19 protein-coding genes and 2 pseudogenes are annotated in these 23443 nt (G+C 68.2%); 14 read left to right on the plus strand and 7 right to left on the minus strand.

Translation table 11 applies throughout. The features are described 5' to 3' along the window. Nucleotides 1-43: 43 nt before the first annotated feature. Nucleotides 44-2080, minus strand: coding sequence for a S8 family serine peptidase (locus IPZ69_RS18290; RefSeq protein ID WP_235455201.1), 2037 nt, complete (start codon nt 2078-2080; stop codon nt 44-46). A gap of 694 nt (nt 2081-2774) precedes the next feature. Between IPZ69_RS18290 and IPZ69_RS18295 the strand changes: the two genes are divergently transcribed. Then, nucleotides 2775-4796 (plus strand): LodA/GoxA family CTQ-dependent oxidase, encoded by a 2022-nt coding sequence (locus IPZ69_RS18295; protein ID WP_235455202.1) that lies wholly within the window; start codon nt 2775-2777, stop codon nt 4794-4796. Further along, entirely contained in the window at nt 4793-5947 is a 1155-nt protein-coding gene (locus IPZ69_RS18300) for an NAD(P)/FAD-dependent oxidoreductase (RefSeq protein ID WP_235455203.1), read from the plus strand. The genes IPZ69_RS18295 and IPZ69_RS18300 overlap by 4 nt, the downstream gene beginning before the upstream one ends. A gap of 108 nt (nt 5948-6055) precedes the next feature. Here the strand turns inward: IPZ69_RS18300 and IPZ69_RS18305 are convergent, their stop codons facing one another. Then, nucleotides 6056-6628, minus strand: a complete 573-nt coding sequence (locus IPZ69_RS18305) for a hypothetical protein (RefSeq protein WP_235455204.1) — start codon at nt 6626-6628, stop codon at nt 6056-6058. Nucleotides 6629-6960: 332 nt separating this feature from the next. Here IPZ69_RS18305 and IPZ69_RS48100 point away from each other — a divergent pair. Continuing rightward, nucleotides 6961-7714: pseudogene (locus tag IPZ69_RS48100) on the plus strand (helix-turn-helix domain-containing protein); the annotation flags it as partial. Here the strand turns inward: IPZ69_RS48100 and IPZ69_RS18315 are convergent. Further along, entirely contained in the window at nt 7698-8219 is a 522-nt protein-coding gene (locus tag IPZ69_RS18315; protein WP_235455206.1) for an SUKH-4 family immunity protein, read from the minus strand. The pseudogene IPZ69_RS48100 and the gene IPZ69_RS18315 overlap by 17 nt on opposite strands. A 1216-nt stretch (nt 8220-9435) precedes the next feature. Here IPZ69_RS18315 and IPZ69_RS18320 point away from each other — a divergent pair. The 3 genes from IPZ69_RS18320 to IPZ69_RS18330 all read left to right on the plus strand — a co-directional run bounded on the left by IPZ69_RS18320 (nt 9436) and on the right by IPZ69_RS18330 (nt 12969). Beyond that, nucleotides 9436-10794, plus strand: a complete 1359-nt coding sequence (locus IPZ69_RS18320; RefSeq protein ID WP_308407494.1) for an MFS transporter — start codon at nt 9436-9438, stop codon at nt 10792-10794. A gap of 85 nt (nt 10795-10879) precedes the next feature. Continuing rightward, nucleotides 10880-11596: a response regulator transcription factor gene (locus IPZ69_RS18325; protein WP_235455208.1), complete on the plus strand. Its 717-nt coding sequence runs from the start codon at nt 10880-10882 to the stop codon at nt 11594-11596. Then, nucleotides 11593-12969: a sensor histidine kinase gene (locus IPZ69_RS18330; RefSeq protein WP_235455209.1), complete on the plus strand. Its 1377-nt coding sequence runs from the start codon at nt 11593-11595 to the stop codon at nt 12967-12969. Before IPZ69_RS18325 ends, IPZ69_RS18330 begins: the two co-directional genes overlap by 4 nt. 4 nt (nt 12970-12973) lie before the next feature. Here the strand turns inward: IPZ69_RS18330 and IPZ69_RS18335 are convergent, their stop codons facing one another. Next, nucleotides 12974-13942, minus strand: coding sequence for a TAXI family TRAP transporter solute-binding subunit (locus IPZ69_RS18335; RefSeq protein WP_308407495.1), 969 nt, complete (start codon nt 13940-13942; stop codon nt 12974-12976). 244 nt (nt 13943-14186) lie between these two features. Here IPZ69_RS18335 and IPZ69_RS18340 point away from each other — a divergent pair, with 244 nt between their 5' ends. Beyond that, nucleotides 14187-14696 (plus strand): AMIN-like domain-containing (lipo)protein, encoded by a 510-nt coding sequence (locus IPZ69_RS18340; protein ID WP_235455210.1) that lies wholly within the window; start codon nt 14187-14189, stop codon nt 14694-14696. Between the two features lie 537 nt (nt 14697-15233). Here the strand turns inward: IPZ69_RS18340 and IPZ69_RS18345 are convergent. After that, entirely contained in the window at nt 15234-15587 is a 354-nt protein-coding gene (locus tag IPZ69_RS18345; RefSeq protein ID WP_235455211.1) for a DUF4333 domain-containing protein, read from the minus strand. 482 nt (nt 15588-16069) lie between these two features. On the opposite strand from IPZ69_RS18345, the gene IPZ69_RS18350 reads away from it, so the two are divergent. Then, nucleotides 16070-17026, plus strand: a complete 957-nt coding sequence (locus tag IPZ69_RS18350) for an immunity 49 family protein (RefSeq protein ID WP_235455212.1) — start codon at nt 16070-16072, stop codon at nt 17024-17026. A gap of 423 nt (nt 17027-17449) precedes the next feature. Here the strand turns inward: IPZ69_RS18350 and IPZ69_RS18355 are convergent. Both IPZ69_RS18355 and IPZ69_RS18360 read right to left on the minus strand, forming a co-directional pair. Continuing rightward, a pseudogene (locus tag IPZ69_RS18355) lies at nt 17450-17641 on the minus strand (IS256 family transposase); the annotation flags it as partial. 498 nt (nt 17642-18139) lie between these two features. After that, the gene (locus tag IPZ69_RS18360; RefSeq protein WP_235455213.1) at nt 18140-18514 is read right to left on the minus strand and encodes a hypothetical protein; all 375 of its coding nucleotides are present in this window, start codon (nt 18512-18514) and stop codon (nt 18140-18142) included. A 280-nt stretch (nt 18515-18794) separates the two neighbouring features. Here IPZ69_RS18360 and IPZ69_RS18365 point away from each other — a divergent pair, with 280 nt between their 5' ends. From IPZ69_RS18365 to IPZ69_RS18390, 6 genes are all read left to right on the plus strand, one after another. Beyond that, nucleotides 18795-19154 (plus strand): zinc ribbon domain-containing protein YjdM, encoded by a 360-nt coding sequence (locus IPZ69_RS18365; RefSeq protein ID WP_268834723.1) that lies wholly within the window; start codon nt 18795-18797, stop codon nt 19152-19154. A 165-nt stretch (nt 19155-19319) separates the two neighbouring features. Beyond that, nucleotides 19320-19661 carry an ArsR/SmtB family transcription factor gene (locus IPZ69_RS18370; RefSeq protein WP_235455214.1) on the plus strand — a complete coding sequence of 114 codons (342 nt, stop codon included), beginning with the start codon at nt 19320-19322 and terminating at the stop codon, nt 19659-19661. Next, the gene (locus IPZ69_RS18375) at nt 19658-21382 is read left to right on the plus strand and encodes a SulP family inorganic anion transporter (protein ID WP_235455215.1); all 1725 of its coding nucleotides are present in this window, start codon (nt 19658-19660) and stop codon (nt 21380-21382) included. The genes IPZ69_RS18370 and IPZ69_RS18375 overlap by 4 nt, the downstream gene beginning before the upstream one ends. Beyond that, nucleotides 21379-21786 carry a pyridoxamine 5'-phosphate oxidase family protein gene (locus IPZ69_RS18380; protein ID WP_235455216.1) on the plus strand — a complete coding sequence of 136 codons (408 nt, stop codon included), beginning with the start codon at nt 21379-21381 and terminating at the stop codon, nt 21784-21786. The genes IPZ69_RS18375 and IPZ69_RS18380 overlap by 4 nt, the downstream gene beginning before the upstream one ends. A 3-nt stretch (nt 21787-21789) precedes the next feature. Then, complete coding sequence (locus tag IPZ69_RS18385) at nt 21790-22215, plus strand: ATP-binding protein (RefSeq protein ID WP_235455217.1); 426 nt, start codon at nt 21790-21792, stop codon at nt 22213-22215. Nucleotides 22216-23066: 851 nt separating this feature from the next. Then, the gene (locus tag IPZ69_RS18390; RefSeq protein ID WP_235455218.1) at nt 23067-23417 is read left to right on the plus strand and encodes an ArsR/SmtB family transcription factor; all 351 of its coding nucleotides are present in this window, start codon (nt 23067-23069) and stop codon (nt 23415-23417) included. Nucleotides 23418-23443: the final 26 nt, after the last annotated feature.

Consider the following 23443-nt stretch of genomic DNA (forward strand, 5'->3'; position numbering starts at 1 on the left):
CGTCGTCCCGGCCCGACGGGCCGGGACGTTGCCTGTATGGGTGTCAGAGAATGCGCCAGGCGACTGCGTATGGCTGGGCGAATCGGGTGATCCGGTGGGCGCGGATGACGACCTCGGCTTCCCCGGCGGGGATGTCCCGCCACTGGATCTGCTCGACGTTGTTGATTCGGTCGAAACCCGGGTCCGTGCCCATGTTGCCGTGGCGTTCCTGACCGCCTGCGCGGACGATCAGGTCGAGGTCGTTCTGCAGGGCCGGGCCAGGGGGGTCCGTCCAGACAAGGGTGATCTTCAGGGTATGGCCTGCTCCCTGCGGAATCGGGATGTGGAACTCGCGTTCCTCTCCCTGCTCCAGTTCCTTGGCGTCGGTGAAGCCCGCCCGGTCGCCATCGGTCGGGAGGACGACGGCGCGTTGGAGGTTGACGATGCCGAAGCCGGAGTTGTTGTTCGGGGAAGGGCCTGCCTCGGAGGGGATGTACTGGCCCTGGAGCTCATCGGCACCGTTGATCAGCATGGCTTTGATGAGTGCGGCGGTGGGCTTTGGGGTGCCGTTCTTCACCAGCGTCTCGCGCAGTACCGCCACGCAGCCGGCGACCAGCGGGGTGGCCATGCTGGTGCCGCTGTCGAACATGAACGCGGGATCTGTGGAGACCCCGAAGCTCCCGTTGTCGGGTGCCACTCGCGAGCGCGTCGACAGGATCGATGTGCCAGGGGCTACGACATCGGGCTTGAACCGGCCCTCTGCTGTCGGACCGCGGCTGCTGAAGGCCGCCATCCCGGCGGGGTTGTCCGCCATCTTGTTCCCGTGGATCGGCGGGGCAGGGAACTTGATCGGTCCGTTGAGCAGCCTGCCGTCGTAGGTGAAGGGGATCTCGGGGCGGTTGCTCTCGCTGGCGCCGACGGTGATGACGTTCTTGGCCGCCGTTTCGTCGCTGACGGATCTCAGGTTGATGCGGCCGTCCCCGTCCCGGTCCGTGCCGTCGTTGCCCGCGGCGAAGCAGATGACGAAGTCCTTGTGGTCCCAGACCATCTGGTCGGCCTCGCCTGCCGCCGGGCCGTAGGGAAGCCCGGGGGTGACCGGACCCCATGAGTTGGTGTGGATCCGTACCCCGTCCTCCGCGAAGGGCGGCTCGAACAGGTCGAGCAGATTGTCCGGGATGCCGGCGAGAGATCCGTTCTCGGTCATCACCGACTGGAGAACCAGTCGCGCCTCGGGAGCCGTACCGGTGATGGCGCCGCCCATGGGCTCCGACATCCCGTCTCCGAGGACCGAGCCCGCCACGTGGGTGCCGTGACCGCTGGGGTCGTCCGCCCGTGCGGGGCTCGTGCGTCCCAGGGCGATCAGCCGCTTGACCCGGCCGGTGAAGGCAGCGTGCACATTGGTGGTCGAACCCTTGTCGAAGCCAGTGTCGGCGACGCACACGATCTGGCCCTCACCCCGGAACTTCGTGCCGTTGAGGGACACCTGGGCGTGCATCAGCGTCCCCGCGACGGTGTTGTACAGCACCCGCTCCGGGACTTCCTCGATCTCCTTCACCTCATCGAGCGCGGCCAGCGCGGGCAGGTCCTCCTCACGGACCGTCATACGCACCTTGCCGCGGCTGGGCCGTACGTCGCCGGGGCTGACTCCGGCCGCCGCCGCGACCCGGTCCCGTACGCCGTCCACGCTCGCATCGACGTCCTCGTGCAGGACGACGTCGACGGTGCGAGTCCCGCTGCCCGCCGCATCAAGGGGATCGGCCAGCGCGGCGACACTCGAACGCAGCCGGGTCGACTGCAGTGGCCGGCCGATCTTGAAGCCGTTGAAGTACACGTCCGCCCAGGCCACGAACGGCAGCGCGCGCACGGCATCCAGGTCCGTTGCCCGGTAGCCGCACAGGTAGGTGTCCTCCGGAACATACTCCTGGACCACCACCCCGAGCGCCGCCAGTTGTTCCTTCTCCTCAGCTGTGGGCGGATGCGTGGTCTGGACGAGCAGATAGTTGGACGCAGAGGCGTCCTCGGACGTCAGCGATGCGGTGGCCAGCTCGTCAGCCTGGACCAGCGGATCCACCGTGACGCCGTTGATGGTGATACGGGCCATGCGGAACTCCCGGAGGGGGTGGGGAAGGCGCGCACCTGGCAGCCATGGCAACCCCGGCACTGGCCATACGGACGCCCACATGGCCGAAGCCGGTGAACCGGTGGCACGCCAAGCTGCGTGGTTACTTCCGTTTGGCCACCACGCTAGGCGGGTGACTGTCCACCTGCATGTCGAGCCTGGATGGAGGCCCCCATCCGGGCTCGCCATTACTCCGGAGGGCGCTCGAGAGCCTGCCGTGGCAGCCATCCGGCTACTGCGCTTGGCGCGTTGGCCCCGAACGGCCGAGGAGTTCGCTTGCCGACCGAGGTGACGGCGGTGGCGAGGTGTTCTGCCCTTGCCGACGCCCAGGCCGAGGAAGACGTCGATGTCGCCGGTGCCGATTACTTGCGGACCCCTCCATCTCGCTTTTGTCCGGCCTGCCGCGGCACCGAGCCGCCACATCCACGTTGCGGTCACCGGGTCGATCCGGCGTCTCGACGCACGCCGACTTGCCTTGAATCGTGCGCCTCGCGGATTCGGCAGGCGTCGACAGCACGGGAGAGCGGTGTCATCCCGTTCCGGGCTCGGCTGACGTATCTGGGGGTATGAAATCGTGCACCCAATGTGACGATGCGCAGTCAATTGCGACAGACGGTGACTGGAATCTGGTCAACATTGCGTTCGAGGGGGAAACCTCTGAGTGAAAGGTTCCTCGATGCAAGACCAGCAGATTGTGCAGGTCAAGATCCATCCCGCCATCGGCATCGCCCGGGTCGGCAACAGCGGTGGCCAGCCCTTCATCGGTCCGGAGTCACCAGACCAGAAGCCCCTGCCGCTCGGCCGCTACAAGGACGAGTGGGGCGCCGTCATCAAGCAGGCCGCCCGCTTCCGGGTCTACGGCTACAACAAGGCGGGTGAGGTGGTCAGGGAACTGAAACTCAACGAGGCCGGCGTAACCGAGATCAAGTGGTCCGTTCACCTGGCCAACAAGAAGGCCGCCTGGTACCAGTTCCACGTCCCGCTCGACATCCCCGAGGCCGAGCGGCTCGAGGAGAACCAAAGAGGACGACGCAACGCCGACGTCGGGGACCGGAAGAAACTCGTCATCGACCCCGGGGCGCGCACCGTCCATGCGTCACAGCGTGAGACCGGCACCTTCGACACTGGAGAGATCATGGGCCGTAAGGTCCCTCTGGGCTCAATCACCACCGAGGCGACGGGACGGCTCCTCGTGGTGGGCGGGGATGGCAGGTCGGCGTCCTACGCGAACCCGGAGAAGAAGATCACCGGCGTCGCCAACAACGACACGTGGTACGACGACGTCTCGGACGGCCCGGTGACGGCGGAGGTCACCATCGACGGCCAGAAGAAGACGGCCGCGGGAGCCTGGGTCGTCGTCGGCCCGCCACGCTACGCACCCGGCGTGAAGACGGTCCGGACCCTGTACGACGTGCTCTACGACGTGTTCGTGGACGAGGGAACCATCGCCGCGATGCCGAAGATCTCGTACGCGGACCACATCGAGCCGATCCTGAGCCGGTTCTGCCAGCTCCAGTGGGTGAACCATGGCTTCGCCACCCAGTTCGGTTGGAAGGGTCCGCACCACTTCCTCGAACCGGACATGCGCAAGCGGCTCGCCGACCCGTCGGGCACCAGCCGTGAACTGCGCCGGCAGATCTACGTCCAGATGCGCGACTACGAGCGGGACGGCATGTCCCCGCTGCCGTGGCCATGGCTCTACGGCGATGCCATGACCGGGAAGAAGGCCATGTCCGTGCGGCAGCACATCCCGCTCTCCCCAACCCAGGACCGGATGCTCGCCCAATGGGCCGACGGCGACTTCGTCCCCGAGCCCCTCCGGGGCCGGCACGAGGAGGTGGACGACGCACCGGTCCAGGAACAGCCGGGCCTGCTCGACCGGGCGGCGCTGGAGAACTGCGCCGCGGACGCCTTCCACCCCGGCTGCGAGGTCACGTGGCCGCTGCGCCACAAGACCATGTACTCCGAGCCGTTCCGCATCCTGCACCGCAAACCGGAGAACCCCGAACGGGATTACGGAGTCGTCCTCAGCCTGCAGGACGCCCTCGGCAAGAACGGCCCTCTGTACGCCCAGGGCCCCGGAGACCTCACCCGCTGGATGGCCGCACCCTGGCAGTGCGACACCGCCAGCTGCCGGTCCGGCTACCAGGTGTTGAGTGGCCTGGGCCCCCGCTACAGCCCCTACCTGCCCACCTTCTGGCCCGCCCAGATGCCCAACCACGTCCTCAAGCAGTCCGACTTCGAGATCGTCAACGATCCGGCGAACGACGACAAAACCAGGGAACAGGCCTTCGAACGCCGGGCGGTGTGGCTGCGCGGCCTGGAGGGCACCGATTTCAACCAGCAGCGCCGACAGATGATCGACGACTGGTACAAGTTCGGGATCGTCGAGGTCCACGAGTACCAGGGCGAGGACGGAAAGTTCCCCGAGCACATCCAGGTGGAGTCCACGCCGGGAGGCGACCTCGACCAGCAGCCGGACCACGCCAACCTCATCAATCTTCATGTGCCCCAGGCCGGCACGCCTCAACTGGCCGACGCGGCGGGCGCCTGGACCGGCGCGCTGTCGGCCGAGCGCGTGGAGGCCGCCCTGGTGAACCAGGCGGTTGGCGAGGTCATGCAGGCCACCGGTTGCGACGAGGCGGCGATCGCCGCCGGGTACCTGGAAAAACTGGACCCCTTCCACGAGGCGCGGTGAGTACCGTTCCCACGGTCGTCGCTCGCGGTCACCGTGTCTACGACGTCGTCGTCGCGGGCGGCGGTCCCGCCGGCTGCGCCGCCGCACTCACGCTGGCGCGTGCGGGCCGCACCGTCCTGCTGGCCGATGCCGGCACCGGCCCGCCAAAGGCGGGCGAGGCACTGGTGCCCGTGGCCCGCCTGCTCCTGGCCGATCTCGGCGTCGCCGAGGCGGTCCTGGGCGACGGACATCTGCCCTGCTACGGCAACCTGTCCGCCTGGGGCTCCGACGCCCTGCACGCCGTGGACTTCATCAACGATCCTTACGGCCACGGATGGCATCTGGACCGCCCCCTGTTCGACCGCCGGCTGCGCACCGCCGCAGGCGCGGCGGGGGCGGACGTCGTCGAACGCGCCTGCGTACGTCGGCCCGTTCGGCGCCCGGACGGCATCTGGCGGTTCGCCCTGCGCTGCGCCGACGGCGAGGAACACGTCGTGCAGGCACGGTACGTGGTGGACGCCACGGGGCGACGGGCAGCCATCGCCGTGCCCGCCGGCGCCCGGCGGCACACCGCAGACCGGCTGACCGCCTTTCACGTCTGCCTGGATCCCGCCCCGGCTGCCAATGACGGCTGCTCGCTCGTGGAGTCCGATCCGCACGGCTGGTGGTACACGGCTCTGCTGCCTTCCCGTAGACGCCTGGTCAGCTACTTCACCGACGCCGACCTGCCGATCGCCGTCCCGCGAGGCGCCGAAGACTTCCGCCGCAGGCTGCTGAGGACCCGGCACATCTCCCACCGGGCCCGCCCGCACGGACTCGCTGCCCTGCAGCGCCCCCGTCGTGCCCCGGCACACACCACACACCTGGACCGGGTACACGGAGACGGCTGGGTGGCCGCCGGGGACGCGGCAGCCGCCTTCGACCCGGTCTCGTCGCAGGGCATCATCACAGCCCTCTACACCGGGCTGAGCGCAGGCCAGGCACTCGACGCCCGGCTGCGCGGCGACAGCACAGCCTTCGACGACTACGCGGCCAAGGTCACCGCCGCCGGCACCGCCTACGAGCACGGCCATCGCACTGTGCACACCCAGGAGACCCGCTGGTCCGGTCACCCCTTCTGGTCCCGGCGGCAGGCCAATCCCCACCCGATGAAAGGCGATGCCTCACGATGACCGCATCCCAGGTTTACGGAGCGAACTGAGAGAGACAGGAGCTGATCAGCTGGTCGGGGCTGGGTGATGGGTGTTCGGGCGAGTGAACCCTCGCCTGTCTGCCAGGCCCTATGACGCGTCCGACGGCAGGCTGCTCAGATCGAGGACATCGGCCGCTGCCGGGGGCTGGATGTCCACGTGGTGGTTGAAGCCGCTGAACTTCCTGACGGTGTGGTAGTGAAGTTCTTGGTAGTCGATCCTCAGCAGATACGGTTTGCCCTCGGCAGCTATGTAGAAGGTGTAGACGCCTCCTTCGCCTTCATAGGTCACGTTTTCCGTGACTTCGACAGGGACAACGGGCTTGCCGTCGAGCTCGGTCAATTCACCCTTCGCAGCCTTGCCCTCGGTCGATGACGAGAATGGCCAGGGGCAGTCGACGAGGTCGTCTGCTCCCTTTGCCGCGCTCGCGGGGCTCTTCAGCCAGGGTTTGTGCCGCATCGCGGGGACCGTCGTCCGACCCCACTGCTCGAGGTACGCATCGTTGGGGTGGATGTAGTCCGTCTTGCCGATCCGGATCTGCTCCATTTCGGCGCCCCTGGACCAGGTGGCCTTCAACGTGCACCTGTGCTCAAGATCAGTCGTGAGACGGCTTGAATAGCCTACGAGTCCGCCGGTGGACGAGACGTCGGTGACGATGGTCACCGAGGTGAGTGTCTTCATTGTGCGGTCCGCCTCGTTGAGCAGTTGGCCGGCGGAGCGTGTGTCGGCGGAGCGTGTGTCAGCAGTGTCGCCGGCGTCCGCACAGCCGACTGCGACAGCGCCTATGAACAGGCACAGCGCAGCAGTGCTCGCTTTGGTTCGCACAATCCCCCCTCGTGTGTCGAGCGGCACACGGTACTGCAACGGCGATCTCTCCCCACATCCAGGGACGTGTCCTTCGATGCTCTGCAGCCGCTCACGCCACTGAATTTGATTGAGTGATGTCGGGACGGTTCACCGGACAGCGGTCTGCTGGCTCCGGTACCTCCTGGGGAGTGAGATACGCGCAGGGCGGTGGGCTGACCGACGCTGTGAGGGCCGCGCGGGAGCAGATCTCGTTGCAGGCTGACGTCCGCTTCGAGGCCTGCGAGAAGAACCGAGAGGTCGCCGCCGCGCTACGGGTGAGCGAGTGGTCGGTGGAGCGGTGGCGCCGGGCCTGGCGGGAGCGCGGCGAGGTCGGGGTCCTGTCGGAGGGCTCTCCGGGACGGTCCCGGCTCAGCGAAACGCAGGTCGCCAGGCTGGAGGGGGAGTTGCAACGTGGCCCATTGGCCCACGGCTGGGCGGACCAGCGATGGACGCTGGCGCGAATCAAGACGTTGATCGGCCGGCTGTTTCACGTCTCCTACACCGTCGAGGGCACGTGGCCGTTGCTGGAGCGGCATGGCTGGAGCTGGCAGCAGCTATGAGGACGAGGCCGGACAATCGATGACGCCGCCGCGTGCCAGGACCTGGGGTTGGATCGGTCAGACGCCGGTCGTGCGGGTGCGGGTGCGGGTGCGGGGCCGGGGCTCCGGGCGGGTGTCGATGGCGAGCATGGCCTGTTTCAAGCAGGGCTGGCGGTCCCGGCTCATTGACGCAATCCACGAGTATCGGGGCCGCAAGGACGAGCCGAAGGACTTCGGCTGGCGGGACTTCCGCGACCTGGTCGTCCGAGCCAGGATCCAGCTCGGGGGCCCGATCATGCTGGTCTGGGACAGCGTCTGCCTCCACCTGACCGCCGGTATGAAGGAGTTCATCGCGGCGGATGCGCATCCCAGTCCGCATAGTCTCCGATCGCCACGTCGTCGCAGAAGGTCTCCCAGAACCCCTCATGCGCGAGAGCGGTCCCGTCGACGCCGGAGATGAGCTCGCGCAGCTCTTCCGCCGCCTCCTCGCACATCTCCTCGTCGCCCTCCGCATAGAACGGGAAGCGTGCGATCACGGCCGCGATGCATCGGTTGAAGGAGTCGAGGTCACGGTTCACGTGATGGGTCGTCGATGACTCGATATTGGGAATCTGCACCACGCGACCACTGGCCACGTCGACGGCGATACGTCCGAACAGGCCACTCGTTGCAATGGCGACCAGCCCCCGTTCACCGATCGTCCCGAAGTACACCAGCTTGCTCAGTGGCCGGTACTCGTATCCGATCAACCCGCCTGGGATGCCGGTCTCCCTGAGATCGACAGCGATCCGGGTGGGCACCTCGGGTGGCGCCTCGATGGTGATCAAGACGAATTCGGGCTTCGGCAACTGCGGCAGGGACTGGCTCACGGACAGATCCTCTCCCGTACATCGCACGGCTGACGTGCGTCATGTCCACACCGGCGGGCATAGCCAACTCATGCCGGTCCTTATACAGATCCTGGCACCCAAGCTGTTCTCGGTCCGCTCCGAGACGGACCAGGAACTCTCCCGCCTCCACAACGCGGGCTGCTGTCAGCGAAATGCCCCCAGGCATCCCCGACACGCCGCCTTTCGCATCCTGGTAGGCGTGCTCACCGATCCATCGCATTCCGTCAGACGTCCCGTCAACCTAGCGTCGAGTCGGGCCCGCGGACACCGGGAACACCACAGCCAAGCCGCGCACTCAGCTCGAGCCGGCGAGGCAGGAGATCCGCACGCCGTCGGACCCGCCCCCGCTCTGGGGGCGCGGTCGCGTTCTTGAGCTTGGCCGTCGGCCTGTTCGCCATGGCCGATGGCATCCCCGTCGACGTCGCCCTGCCAGCGATCGTGCTCGCGCCGCTGCTCGCCGAACACCTGCCGGCCACGCTGGACGCCCGGGCCCGCGAGCACGTCCGCAGCGTCGAAGGTGCCAGCGCCTGCCGCTACTTGCAGCGCCTCGTCGCCCTGCACACCTGCCTCGTCCAAGCCGCCGTCGGCAACGACCGCTACGAACTGCGCCGGTCGGCCGAGATCGGCCGGCAACTGCTGTGGGACGCCGCCGACCTGTTCCAAACGCACGATACCCGCTCGACCTGTGCGAGCGCGGCGTGGCACGATCGTGCTGAGCCATCAGGTGATCGACCTCGTGATCCGCCTCCGCCCCTCGCCCGAGGTGACGTTCGCGTTGATCGCAGACTCCTTCGACGCTGGCGAAGTTACACCCAGCCATTGCCCGATGGGAACGAGTCACGGGACGACCCGCATCAGCGCCAGCGATCCGGATGCCGTGGTCGGAGCGGGCTTGACCTTGACGCTGGGTCAACCCTCCATCCTTCCGGCAGGAGCTTCCTCACAGTTGAGCATCAAAGGAATCGGTGCCTGAGTCGAACGCTAGGCCGACATCACACCCGTCGCCACCAGAGTTCCTCCAGGGGAGTTGGCGCGTCGGCGGACCCAGGCGGATGTTAGCCGCATGTTAGATCTCGGCGCCGAAGCTTGATGGGCCAGCCGGGCCGCCGCATGCTCATGCGCACTCCCCGCCAGGGGCATCGTTCACTGTCCCCGAACCGTCCGGACTGGAGCCGCCATGTCCTCCTCTGCCGTCATGCCCGAAACCTCGCCCGAGGCCCGCGCGAAACGCCGGTTCGCCCTCATCGGAGGATCACTGGGCAACCTCGTCGAGTGGTACGACTGGTTCGTCTACGCCAGCTTCGCGATCTACTTCGCCGACTCCTTCTTCCCGGGCGAAAATCCGACCACCCAGCTCTTGAACACCGCAGGGATCTTCGCGGTCGGCTTCCTGATGCGACCGGTGGGCGGCTGGGTGCTCGGCCGCGCCGCCGACCGGCACGGCCGCAAGAGCGCGCTCACGCTCACCGTGGCCATGATGACGCTGGCCGCCCTGCTGATCGCCGTTGCACCCGGCTACGACCAGGCGGGTTACCTCGGGGCTGTGGTGCTGTTGCTGGCGCGGCTGCTGCAGGGGCTGAGCATCGGTGGCGAATACGCGGCCAGCGCCACCTACCTGACCGAGGCCTCGGCCCGCAACCGGCGCGGCCTGGGCTCGTCCTTCCAGTACGTGTCGATGACCTGCGGGCAGCTGCTCGGGCTGGGTGTCCTGATCACCCTGCAACACACCCTCAGTACCGCCCAGTTGGAGAGCTGGGGCTGGCGCATTCCGTTCGTGCTCGGGGCGTTCTTCGCCGTGGTGGTGTTCTGGCTGCGGCGCCGACTGCAGGAAACCGACGCCTTCAACGAGGAATCGGAGGCGGGCCATGACGACAGCGGCCGCGGCACGCTGGCCTTGCTGTGGCAGCATCGCCGCCAGGCGGGCCTGGTCATGGCGCTCACCCTGGGCGGCACTGTCGCCTACTACACGTACACCACCTATCTCACCAAGTACCTCATCGGCAGCGCGGGCATGGCCAAGAACACCGCTACCCTCGTGAGCTTCACCGCCCTGTCCGTCTTCGCCGTGCTGCAACCTTTCGCCGGGATGCTGTCGGACCGAATCGGCCGCCGTCCGCTCCTGATCACCTTCGCGGTCGGCTGCACCGTCGGCACGTATCCGATCATGACCGCGCTAGGGTCCGTGTCCTCCTTCTGGCAGGCGCTCGGCCTGTCCCTGTTGGCCCTGGTCGTCGTCACCGGATACACCTCGATCAACGCGGCCGTTAAGGCGGAGCTCTTCCCCACCCGGGTGCGGGCCCTGGGTGTGGCGCTGCCGTACGCGATCGCCAACGCCCTGTTCGGCGGCACGGCGGAATATGTGGCGCTGTGGTTCAAGGACGCCGGCCACGAAAAGATGTTCTTCTGGTACGTCTCCGGGTGCGCGCTGGTCTCCCTGGTCACCTACGTGTTCATGCCGGATACCCGCACGGCAGTCCTCAGCCGCTCCGAGGCCGACACCGATCCCGCCCCCACCCCGGCAGCCGCGACGTACCGCGCCGAAGGCGTCCGCTGATCGTGCCGGTGACCTGGGCCTGGGCCGGCGGTTTCCGTAAGCTGCGGTCCAGGTTGTCCAGGTCACCGCTCCCCAAGGACTCCCCATGCACGCCCTTCTCGTCGAGGACGACGACCGTATGGCACAGGCGCTCGTCACGGCCCTCGCCCAGCGCGGACACAGTGTCCGCCGGGTCGGCCGGGCCCTGGACGCCCTGCGGTATGTCCGCGAGGCGCAGTTCGTCCTCCTCGACCTGGGCCTTCCCGACCTGGACGGTCTGGAGCTGCTGCGGCGCCTGCGCACCGTGTGCGACGCCCCGCTGATCGTCGTCACCGCCCGCTGCGAGGAGCGGGACATCGTGCAGGGGCTGCGTGCCGGAGCCGACGATTACGTGGTCAAGCCGTTCCGCATGGCCGAGTTGATGGCCCGGATCGACAGCGTGCGCCGCAGGACCGCGTCGCCGCCCGGACGCCCGGACGGCGGCGCCGCGCTTTCCGTCCGCGCGGGCGACGTGGAGATCGACCTCGCGGGCCGCACCGTCACCGTAGCCGGTGCGCTTGTGCGGCTCACTCGCCGCGAGTTCGACGTCCTCGCCTTCCTCGCCGAGCGGCCGGACCAGGTCCACTCCCGGGAGGAGATCCTGGACCGCATCTGGGGCGACGCCTTCCTCGCCGCATCTCGTTCGCTGGACGTGCACGTGGCCGGCATCAGAGCCAAGACCGGCCGGGCCGGTCTGGTGCGCACCGTCCGCGGCTTCGGCTACCAGCTCGGCTCTCCCTCGGCCGACCGGGCCGGGCACGGCGAAGGCGACGGCGGCGGATGAGACGCCGCCTGATGATCGTCCTGATGGTGCTCATGGGAGCGGCGATGCTGCTGCTGTCCCTGCCGTTGGCCGACTCCTACGCGAGCGGACGCACCGAACGACTGCTGCTCCAAAGACGCTCCGAGGCGGTGCGGTTCGCCGATCTGGCCGACCGGGTGCGCACACGCGCCGACCGCATCGAGCTGTCCGCCGAGATCAGCCGCTACGCGGAGTTGTACGGAGCCTCGTTGGTCGTGGTCGACACGACAGGGCGCACGGTCGCACGGGCCGGGACAACCCTCGTCGTCTCCGCCGACTCCACAGCGGGCGAGGCCTTGCGCCGTGCGCTGACCGGCCGCTCCACCGAACAACTGCCCACCGTGCGGCCCTGGGGGCCCGACACGGTGGTGCTGGCCGAGCCGGTCGGCCAGGACGAACGCGTCAGCGGCGCGGTGCTCGTGGCGGCGCCCACCGACGCCGCCCGCCGGGACGTGTCCGTGCGCTGGTCTCTCATTGCCGCCGGGGCGCTGTCCGCCTTCTCTGCCGCGGCACTGGCCGCGGTGGCCATCGCCCGGTGGCTGATGCGGCCGGTCCGCGACCTGGACCGGGCCGTGGAGGGCCTGGCCGCCGGGAGTCTCCAGACGCGGGTGGTCACCGAGAGCGGACCGCCGGAACTGCGTCGACTGCGCAAGCACTTCAACGCCATGGCTGAGGCCGTGGCCGACTCGGTCGGCCGCCAGCGCGACTTCGTCGCCGACGCGTCGCATCAACTGCGCAACCCGCTGGCCACCTTGGTGCTCCGGCTGGAGAACGTCGAGCCGCACCTGCACCCCGGCCCCGGCAGGGACGAGCATGCCCGAGCCCTGGAGGAGGCGGAACGTCTTGAAGAACTGCTCGACGGCCTGCTCGCCCTGGCACGCGTGGAGTCGGGCACGACGCAACCGGTCGACCAGGACGTCTCCCGGGCGGTACGGGAGCGGGTGGCGGCCTGGGGGCCGGTGTTCCGCGATGCCCAGCTGGAACTGACCGTCACCGCCGTCCCGGACGGCCTGACCGCGCGGGCGCTGCCCGATGCGGTGGGCCGGTTCCTGGACGCCGTCCTCGACAACGCCACCAAGTTCATACCTCCATGCGGCCATGTGGAGGTGCGGGCCGTACCGCGGGACGGAGAGGTGACCGTAAGCGTCTGCGACGACGGCCCGGGCGCCGACGAGGAGCAACTTCCCCTGCTGATACGGCGGTTCGCCCGAGCCCCCGAGCACCAGAACGTCCCCGGCAGCGGTCTGGGCCTGGCCATCGTCGACGAGATCGCCCAGCTCAGCGGCGGCCGGCTCACGGTCGCCGGCAACCTCCCGCACGGACTGGTCCTGGAACTGACACTCCCGTCCAACTGACCAGTCAGCCGTACACCGAGCGGTAGTAGGCGACCGCGCCCGGATGCAGGGGCACCTCACCGGTGGAGATGGCGAACCGGGGCTCCAGCCGCGCTCCCGCCGTCACCTCCCGCAACAGAACCCGCCACTCGTCGAACACCACCTCAAGCACCTCCCGCGCCGCACGCTGCGGCAGCTCCGCGCGCGTCATGAGGTAGTTGCCTACCCCGATGGTCCCGACCGGCTCCTTCAGTCCGTAGGTCCCCGCCGGAAGCGTCACCGCCGTATAGACCGGTCCGTACCGCTCGCGCAGTTCGCTCACCTGCCCGTCCAACGGCAGGAATTGCAGCGGCAGTTGGCGTGTCAGGGCCGACAGCGCGGGCGTGGGCACGCCACCGGACCAGATCAGCGCGTCCACCGAACCCGCGCGCAGCGATGTCACCGACTCCGAGAGCCCGAGCTCCCGCTCCCGTACCGATCTGTGTCCGGTCAGCCCGGCCACCTGCAACAGCCGCCGCGCCACCACCTGCGCCCCCGAGCCCGGGGCACCGACGGCGACCGGCCTTCCGGCGAGATCCTGAACGGTCCGAACCGGCCCGTTCGCCGGCACCACCAGGTGCGTGTAGTTCACATAGACCCGCGCAAGCGCCGTGACCGCGGCCGGGCGGGAGAAGGGTGACCGGCCTCGTACGGCGTCCTGTGCGCTGTCCGCCATCGCGAGAGCGAGCTCCGCCGAGCCGTCGTCCAGCATCCGCAGGTTGTCCACGCTAGCCGCCGTACTCACCGGACCGATCCGCAGCCAGCCCGTGTGCCGCGCGACCGCGGTGGCCAAAGCTCTTCCGAAGGCGTTGTACGGCCCGCCTTCCGGGCCCGTCGCGAACCGGAGCCGCCGCACCGGTTGTGCGTCTTGGGAGCAACCGGCCAGCGCGGCGGCCGCGGCCGCGGGGCATGCTGCCCTCAGCAACCGTCGGCGGCTCACTGCTGCCCCAGTCACGACGAAAGCTTGACGTGCTCCCTGGCCCAAAGTCCAGGGAGCACGCGCCGACCCGGCCGCACCCCAGGCCGGTCCCCACGCGCGACCTGAGTCCACCCTCAGCCACCTCAAGGCCTGATCCGCTCACCGATCACCGGCGCACGGGCGGATGAGACGCTGTTCACGGGCTGTGCAACCGTATGGCCCGCTCGGATGTCTCCCCTGGTGAAATCACTGTCCCCTTGCACGAAAGATCGGGGGCGTCATGCACCAACATCCACGCCGTACGGCCATTGCGGCCGGAATTCTTCTCACCGCCGCCCTCGGCGCCACGGTTCCCGCCTCCGCTGCCCCGCAGTCCCGGCAGGCTCCCGCGACCGCGCTGGTGATCAACGCCCGATGGGGCGGGCACTGCACATACGACCGGCTCGTGATCGACGTCCGGGGCACCATACCCCCGGTCACCGTCAAACCGGTCAAGCAGCTCCGCTACGACGCCTCCGGGAAGAAGGTCCCGCTCGCCGGGAAGTACTTCCTGGAGATCAAGCTCTCTCCCGCCGCCGCACACAACGAGGCAGGCCGGTCCGTATACCGCGGACCCCACCTGGTGCAGATCCACCTGCCCGCACTCAAGGGCCTCGCCCTCACCGGCGACTTCGAAGGTGTGGTCACCTTTGGAACCGCTTTCCACACCAAGCCCGCCTATACAACACTCAAGCTCCACTCCCCGGAGCGCTTCGTCCTCGACGTCAGGCACGCCAACACCTGTGCCTGACCGCGCCTCCTGGCCCTGCCGTCGCTGATCGGCAGGGCCACGAGACCATCTACCAGGCGAGCTACCTGCCGCACCGCGGCGGCCTCGAAGGCAAGCCCGGCGTGGCTTCGTCGATCTCGTCTTCGTCCAGCTGGCCCTACTTCGGCGAGACCCTCACCGCCAACGAGGTGGAGCCGACCATGAAGACCCGGATGCGCCTCGTTCCTGCCAAGCGTGAGGTACATGCCCTGGACGACGTGCGGGAAGTCGCCTTGGTCGGGAACCCTCCCCGGCGGGGTTTGTCGCGCCAGTGGAGCCGTGGACCGTACGTCCAGCGGCAGTGGACGTACGATGGCGGCCCGGACGGCCGTCGGCGCAAGGTGATCCAGTTCGACTCGCGGGACATGCGGGACCCTTTGCGGAACACGGTTCTCGAGGCGGGCTGGACTTGGCGGGGGGTGCTCAGACTTTGACGAGACGCCCGGGCCGAGGGTGAGGCGCCTCCGGACTGACTTCCAGTGCCCACCGGCCCGGCGCTCCTGCGAGGATCAGCAACTGTCAGTTCGCAGCCGGGGTTGGCGTCTCGTCGGCCTTGATGTGGAAGTTGACGTCGTCTCCGTCGACGGAGGTCACAGTGACCGTCACGCCCAGCGAGCTGCCGTCGCCCGTCGTGAGCGTGCAGCGGGTGGTATTGCCGACCTCCCCGACGAGGTCCTCGGGACAGGTGACGTCCGGCTTCGGCTGGCCTGTGGTGGCGGCGAGTCGTGTGGCAACAGTGTCGCCCAGCTTGTCCTTGAGCAACTTCGGCTTGGCGTGTCCCGTGTTGACCGAGACCGAGCAGCCGACGATCAGCGTGCCGACGGCGATGGCCGAGAGGCCCCAAGCTGCGGCGGACAGACGGACTTTCGCCATTACGTGATCCATTCAGGGTGATCAGATTCGGACAGGTTGCCGACGGGACTTCCGGGCATGAGAGCGGAGGAGCAAGTCTTGTGCACGGCGCAAGGGCTCCGCGCGCATGCCCCACTTCCTCCTCCTGGCGCTCAGGATATGGCGTGTACGCGACTGCCGCGCAGCGTGGATCGACTTGAACAGGGCAAACCATGGCGTTTCCATGGACTCTTCGCCTCATCCGCAAATGATCCCCACGCACGATCAGTTACGCGGTGACGTCGGCACCTCTGTTGGACTGGAGGCGAGCCGTGCCCGAGCCAGCATGGGCTCGACCGGGGGCGTAAGAGTCAGCAGGGTCCCACTGTGCTGTGTTATTCGGGGAGTGAGGCGCGGCAACACTCACGCGAGACCCCGGCCAGCGCCGGATGGCTCCCGGGAAGGGACTGTCCTAGGCCGCTGCTAGCGTGCCTCCCTCAACGTGATCACGAAAGGGGGCCCCGATGCAGGAAGTGATGCGTCATACGGTCAGTGACCAGCGTATTTCCCAGGCGCTCGACGACATCTCGCGCCGCACGAGGCGGCGGTGGCATTGGATGCGGTACGACGACCCGTCCCCGGAGAAGATGAAGGAGATGTGCGACGAGCTCCTTGAGCACGTCGCAGCCCGGACCGTGGAGGACCCTGACCTTCAGGACCAGGTGGTGGGCACGGTGTTGCGGACCGCGGCGGAGTGCTCCCTGGGGGTGCTGAGCGTGGGCTGCTTCCCGGACGGCGACCAGGAGATCCTCTTCCCCCTGATCGGTGAACAGCTGACCAGCGAGACCATCGCGTTCGAATGCGTCGTCGAGCAGGCGCCCACGGCGCAGACGTGGCTCGACGCATTCAATCTGTGCCTGGTCAGCGGCCTGGTGTGGGACTGGCAGCGGGTGATCGGTCTGCTGCTGCGGGGCGATTACGCTCCCGCGATCCGTGACGGGGTGCCCTACTCGAAGCTGACTTCGACGTCGCACTCGGCTGATCTCGCGGCGATGGACGCCCTGTGCGGCTACCTGACCGAGGAGAGCGGACATCTGCCCCGCGACTGGCCCACCGTGACCTTGCGCAAGCCGGACGCCGGCGAGCGGGCCGAGGCAGCCCGCCGGCTCGACACCGTCGGCGCCCTGACACCGGACCAGCGTCTCCTTCGGGTACTCCTCAACGACGACCAGCATGCCTTCGAACAGGCCCTAGTCGACCACCTCGTCGACCACCGGGACAGCGTGGGAGCCGATCCCACTCCCAGGACGCTGCTGCCGGTGGGCATCCTTGCCGTGTCCGTGCTGGCCGTCCAGGTACACGGGTGGGAGCTCGGCGTCCGCTCCGGATACCTCCCGCACGCCCTGCTCGGCACCCGTGAGGCACTACAGCGCGCGGCGGAAGTCGGCAACAACGAGTTGGGCTACTGGAGCGCCAGGTAGCCGATCGTCCTGCCGGTCCGGGGGCCTTGGCTACACCGGCTGGGGAAGCGGCACACCTGGCACGTACTCGACCGAAGGCTTTGGCGCTACGTCGCTGTTCGCCTCCAGAATGAGGCTGCCCGTGCCTGCCGCGGTTACTGGCGAGGAACTCTGTCCGCGATGCAGCGTATTGGGGGTGTGCTGGCGAGCTGCGCTGAACAGCCGACGGTGGGGCGGTGGTGGGGTCCGTCGGCACCGGCCTTGGCAGTCGCGTTACGGCGGTTGGCAAGGACGACGTCGAGGTACTGCCCCGCACTCGGCCCCGCCCGTTGCGCTTGCGGAGTCGGTATTTCCCCATTTCCCCCAGTCCCCGACGAACTGCCATTTCTGGCCAGGCTCTATGCAGTCCCACTGCAGGGGGGCCTGTCCCGCGGGGTGGTGTAGTCACGGCAGCTGTCTCGGTTCCGGTTGTGGGGCGATCTGCGGTTCGGGGTCGAGTTCGGTTGGTTTGGTGGTGAAGAGTTCGGTCATGGAGGCTTCGGAGAGGTAGCGGCGGTCGAAGACCTGCCACTCGTCGTGGCGTTCGGCCGGCACGGCGGCGGCGAGCCGGTCCAGGGCGGTGGGATTGGGGAAGACCTGGGCTGCTCGCTTCCCTTCGCTGGCGCTGGTTCGCGATCTACGCCGGCAGGATCCTGTTCTGGGCGCTGATCATCACAGTCGCCGTGCAGCTCTTCCGCTCCCTCAACCGGCCCCAGGAGCACACTCACACCCCGACCACGCACTGCACGCCGTACCCCTCACCAAACCCTGAAACCCGCAGGCCGCACCGGTCGCGGCCCCTCCCCTCCTGCGAAGGAGGCCGGTCATGAACGATCGCAACTTCGGCCTGTTCGCCTGGGACGGATCTGTGACCGCGACGGGCCACGGGTGGCCCGTCGCGGTGGCTGACGTAAGCCGGGCTCACGGACGGAGACGGTTTGCTGCTGGGCCGCACGGTCTGATGGCCGGGCAAGCCGTCGTTGCCTTGTTCTCGGCCAGTGCCGTGACACCCGTCCATGAATGGAGTTCATGCGCATGTGATGACTTGAAGAGTTCTTCATTTTGTGGGCGCACGTCACCCCGGCTCTGGGCGGGCTATACCTCGAGTTGCTCCTCCACCTTCTTGAGTTGATGGCGGGCCATCGCCAGGTTCGAGCGGGCCTTGTCGAGCACCAGGTAGAGGAACAGCCCGTTCCCACTGCGGCCGGCGACCAGCCGGATGAGGTGGTACTGCTTCTCCAGGGTGATCAGGATGTCCTCGACCTGGCCCTTGAGGCCCAGATGTTCCATGGTGCGTACCTCGGAGCGGATGACATCCGTGTTCCCCGCCGCAGCCACCGTCAGGTCCAGGTCCTTGCCGCCGCCCAGGGCGCCGAGGGCCATGCCGCTGGTGTAGTCGACGACTGCCGCGCCCAGTGCCCCGTCGACTCCCGTCATGATCTCTTTCAATGACACTTCCACACTCGTCATCGGAGAAATTCCCCTTCGATTGTCGGTGGCAGCGGGCCGCGGGTTCCGGGCCCGCCCTCGTGGCCGCACCGTAGGCTTGCGGATCCGGCGCCAGTGGATCCTCTCCGCAGGTGACAGACAATGATCGATAGTGGACACGCAAGGGTCTCCTGATGGTCAGGGTTGACGCGCAGGCCTGCGAATCGGCGTCCGCTGAGCCATCGCAGAGGGCCGCGGTGTTGGCATCTCCGTGCCCGGTCGGAGGGAAGGTTCACGTTCTGTGGCCGGATACGCTGACGGGATGATCGAGAATCTTCCTCCTTGCCCGAAGTGCTCATGCGAGTACACCTACGAGATGAACGCCCTGGTGGTGTGCCCGGAGTGCGGCCACGAGTGGGTCCCGGCCGAGGCTGGCGCGGAGGCCGGCGGCCTCGCCGCAGAGCGGATCGTCAAGGACGCCGTGGGCAATGTGCTCCGTGACGGCGACACCGTGGTGGTCGTGAAGGCACTCAAGGTCAAGGGCAGCTCTTCCGGGATCAAGGCTGGAACCAAGGTGCGCAACATCCGTCTGGTCGACGGGGTCGATGGCCATGACATTGACTGCAGGGTCGACGGCTTCGGAGCGATGCAGCTCAAGTCGAGCGTGGTCAAGAAGGCCTGACGCCGGTCGGGGCCCCATGCGGGACTCGACGGGGGAGCGACAGGATGCGTAATTGCGAAAGTTCGCAATTAGTTAGATACTGTATTGGCTGTGCCTGCAGGTAGCCGCTGACACAGTTCTTCGCGTTCGCCCCCTGGTGGGGTTCTGTAGGGAAGCCGAGGGGTCGTGTCCGTTCCGCTGTATCAGGCCAAGGCCGACTTCTTCCGGATGCTGGGGCATCCCGTGCGGATACGGGTGCTGGAGTTGCTGCAGGACGGACCGATGCCGGTGCGGGAGCTGCTGGCCGCCATCGAGGTGGAGCCTGCTGGCCTGTCGCAGCAGCTGGCGGTATTGCGCCGCTCAGGAATCGTCACCGCGGTGCGGGAGGGCTCGACGGTTGTCTACGAGCTGGCCGGCGGGGATGTGGCGGACCTTATGAAGGCCGCGCGGCGCATCCTGACGGAGATGCTGGCGGGTCGGAACGAACTGCTGGTCGAGCTGCGGGAATCTGAGGTCGTCGCCCCGTGACCTCGGCATTCGGCCGGGTACTGACTCGGATCATGGCGTTGCTGCCCGGCCGCGCCGACCTCGCGGAGATCCGGCGCGACCCGCGCCGGGACCTGCTCGCCGGTCTGACCGTGGCGATCGTGGCGCTGCCCCTTGCGCTCGGCTTCGGCGTCTCCTCCGGGCTGGGTGCCGAGGCGGGCCTGGCGACCGCCGTGGTCGCGGGCGCGCTCGCCGCGGTCTTCGGTGGATCCAGCCTGCAGGTTTCCGGTCCGACCGGTGCCATGACGGTCGTACTGGTGCCCATTGTCGGGGAGTACGGGCCGTCAGGAGTGCTGACCGTCGGGCTGATGGCGGGCGTGATGCTTGTCGGCCTGGCGGTGCTACGGGCGGGAAAGTACATGCAGTACGTACCTGCCCCGGTGGTCGAGGGCTTCACTCTCGGGATCGCCTGCGTGATCGGCCTGCAGCAGATCCCCAACGCGCTGGGTGTGTCCAAGCCGGAAGGCGACCGGGTGCTGGTGGTGACCTGGCAGGCTCTGGAGGAGTTTGCGAAGGCCCCGAACTGGACGGCGGCCGGCTTGGCCGCTTCGGTGGCAGTGGTCATGCTGGCCGGGGCCCGGTGGCGGCCGACCGTGCCGTTCTCGATCGTCGCTGTGATCGCGGCGACGACCGTGGCGCAGGTAGCCCACATGGACGAGGCGAAGCCCATCGGCGTTCTTCCGGCGGGACTGCCGCTGCCGTCATTGTCCTTCCTCGACCTCGGTTCGGTGGGAACACTGCTCCCTCCTGCTGTGGCGGTCGCGGCCCTTGCCGCCCTGGAGTCCCTGCTGTCAGCTTCGGTCGCGGATGGCATGACGGTGGGGCAGAAGCACGACCCGGACCGGGAGCTGTTCGGGCAGGGCCTGGCCAACATCGCCGCCCCCCTGTTCGGGGGCGTGCCCGCGACGGGCGCCATCGCGCGTACCGCCGTGAACGTACGCTCGGGCGCAGGCTCCCGCCTTGCCGCACTCACCCACGCCACCGTTCTCGCCGTGATCGTCTTCGCGGCGGCGCCTCTCGTCTCCCGGATCCCATTGGCGGCGCTCGCCGGTGTCCTGCTGGCCACTGCAATCCGCATGATCGAGGTCGGCTCGCTGAGGGCCATGGCGAAGGCGACCCGTTCCGACGCCGTCACCCTTGTGCTGACTGCCGTGGCGACGCTGGCCCTGGACCTCGTGTACGCGGTCATCATCGGCCTTGCCGTGGCCGGAGCCCTCGCCCTGCGCGCGGTGGCCAAACAGGCCCGCCTCGACCAGGTGCCCCTCGACCGTGGCGACCACAGCGCCGAGGAACACGCGCTGTTGATGCAGCACATCGTGGCCTACCGCATCGACGGCCCGCTGTTCTTCGCCGCCGCCCACCGCTTCCTGCTGGAGCTCACCGAAGTCGCCGACGTCCGCGTCGTCATCCTGCGCATGTCCCGCATCTCCACCATGGACGCCACCGGCGCTCTGGTTCTCAAAGACGCGGTGGAGAAGCTGCATCGGCGCGGCATCCTTGTGTTGGCGTCCGGCATACGCCCCGGTCAGCGTCAGGTCCTCGACTCCGTCGGCGCGCTTCAGTCGCTGCGCGACGAGGACCGCGACTACGCCACCACCCCCGACGCCATCCGGGCTGCCCGTGACCACCTGGAACGCTTTGGGCTCCTGTCCGCCCTTCGCACGCAGAAGCCCCGAACCTTCGATGAGGGAGCGCTGCGATGAGCACTGTCCCCGCCGCTCTGCGGATGGTCGAGGTCTCCGGTGCCGAGGCCCTGTGGCTGCTGGAGGGCAGCAGCCACGGCCGCCTGGTGTACGTACAACGGGACCAGACCGTCATCCGGCCGGCCCGACACGTCTGGGAACACGGACGCCTGGTCGTCCGCACACCGGCCCCGGCCGCGGCGATGCCGTCGACGGCGACCTACCACGTGGACGAGATCCGTGCCGTGCCCGGCACCGGCTGGACGGTCACCGCCTCTGGACCGGCCGAAGTGATCACGGACCCCCACGAGGCCGCCCACTATCGGCGCACCCTGACCGGCTGGACGCACGGCCCGCACGACACCCTGCTGCGCCTGCACCTCAAGACTGTCGCGGGTTTCCGTCTCGGCCGCGCGGAGGCGTGAGTGATGTCGACACAGCTGGAAGCCCTGCCCTACCGGCACGTGCTCACCCTGCCCGCCGAACCGTCCGCCGTCCGGATGGCCCGTGAGACAGCTGAGCAGGCGCTGGTCGAGTGGGGGATCGGGCTGCGCCACCCCACGGTGGACCCGGCCCTGCTGATCCTCGCCGAACTGGTCACCAACAGCGTTCGGCACGCCGCCGAGCTTTCCCCGCAGGTCACGGTGATCTACGCGGCAGGCTCGGACTGCCTGGCCCTGGCCGTCCACGACCGCCACCCGTACCAGCCCTCGCTGTACGGAGCCGTTACGGGCAATGGGACGGGTGGCCTTGCGACCGTCATGGAGCTCACGCTCGCCCTGGGCGGTACCGCGGTGGTCCGTGCAGATGCCGACGGCGGCGGCAAAAGCGTCTGGATCACCCTCCCGCTCTGATTCTTGCTTCTTCGGCCAGCAACCTGAGCAGGGAAGTGCACCACACCGCCGAGGACCATTTCGGCGTCTTATCCGTCGCCGGATACCTGGGCTGTGATGGGGACCGGCACGGTCGGCGGCTGGGTGCTGGCGCGCGGCACCGGCCCGGTCGTGCTCGACCTGGCCGACTTGCGCAGCTGGTCGACGCCAGGGGCAGCCAGCGATCGCCGAGGCTGCCCGGCGCCGTGGCGCACGACAGGATTGCCGGCTGGAGATCAGGCAGGTGGGTGCAGGCGGGTGACCCCTTCGGCCAGCCCCGAGCCAAGGCACCGTCGCCGGCCCGTAGAGCCCGACGGTGTACTCATCTTCCTGGTCTTGGCGGCGACGCTCACCGCGGGTTTCATGCGACACGGGACCCTGGATACCCCGGTCACCCATCGTGGGCCTTGCTGCTCTGCCCGCCGCCCGCTGTGTGTGGGTCAGTCGTCAGCGGGGCCCGGCATTGGCTCATCGGGCTGGGCGCCCAGAGACAGCTTCAGCAGCCGGGCGTTGCCGCACCGGGGACAGGTGCCGTCCGGGCCCAGGGCAGCGGATCGGCATGGAGACGGCAGGTAGAACATTTGTTCCATGTGGCGCCGGTGTCGCGCAGCGGGACGATCTTCACGCACAACCTCCCACACCGTTGTAGTTGCGAAAAAGTGCAATTAATAAGGTATCTGCCGGTGGGCCGTGGCACTCGTCCTCAGCATGGATTCGGTCTGGCCAAGAACGCACGCGAGGATAGGCCGCATGGTGTCGATGAATGGATTGATGCGCTGCGCTGAAGCCCGGCCGACCGGGGCTCGCTGCTGCACCCGGGAGGCGATGCCACGGTGAGTACGCCGCTGTATCAGCTGAAGGCCGAGTTCTTCAAAACCCTCGGCCATCCGGCCCGCATCCGTGTCCTGGAACTGCTGAGTGAACGCGAGCATGCGGTGTCGGAGATGCTGCCCGAGGTGGGCATCGAGCCCGCGCACCTCTCGCAACAGCTGGCCGTGCTGCGACGAGCGAATCTCGTCAGGACACGCAAGGAAGGCTTGAACGTGTACTACTCGCTGGCCAGCCCGCAGGTTGCGGAACTGCTCCGCGTAGCCCGCACGATCCTGTCCGGGGTACTGGCCGACCAGGTCGAACTCCTCGCCGACCTACAGGCCACCCAGAAGCAGGTGAGGCCGCCGTCGTAGTGACGGCGTTCGTCTTGGCGGCAGCG

This window comes from Streptomyces olivochromogenes, assembly GCF_021538895.1.
GTDB classification, from domain to species: Bacteria; Actinomycetota; Actinomycetes; order Streptomycetales; family Streptomycetaceae; genus Streptomyces; species Streptomyces olivochromogenes_A.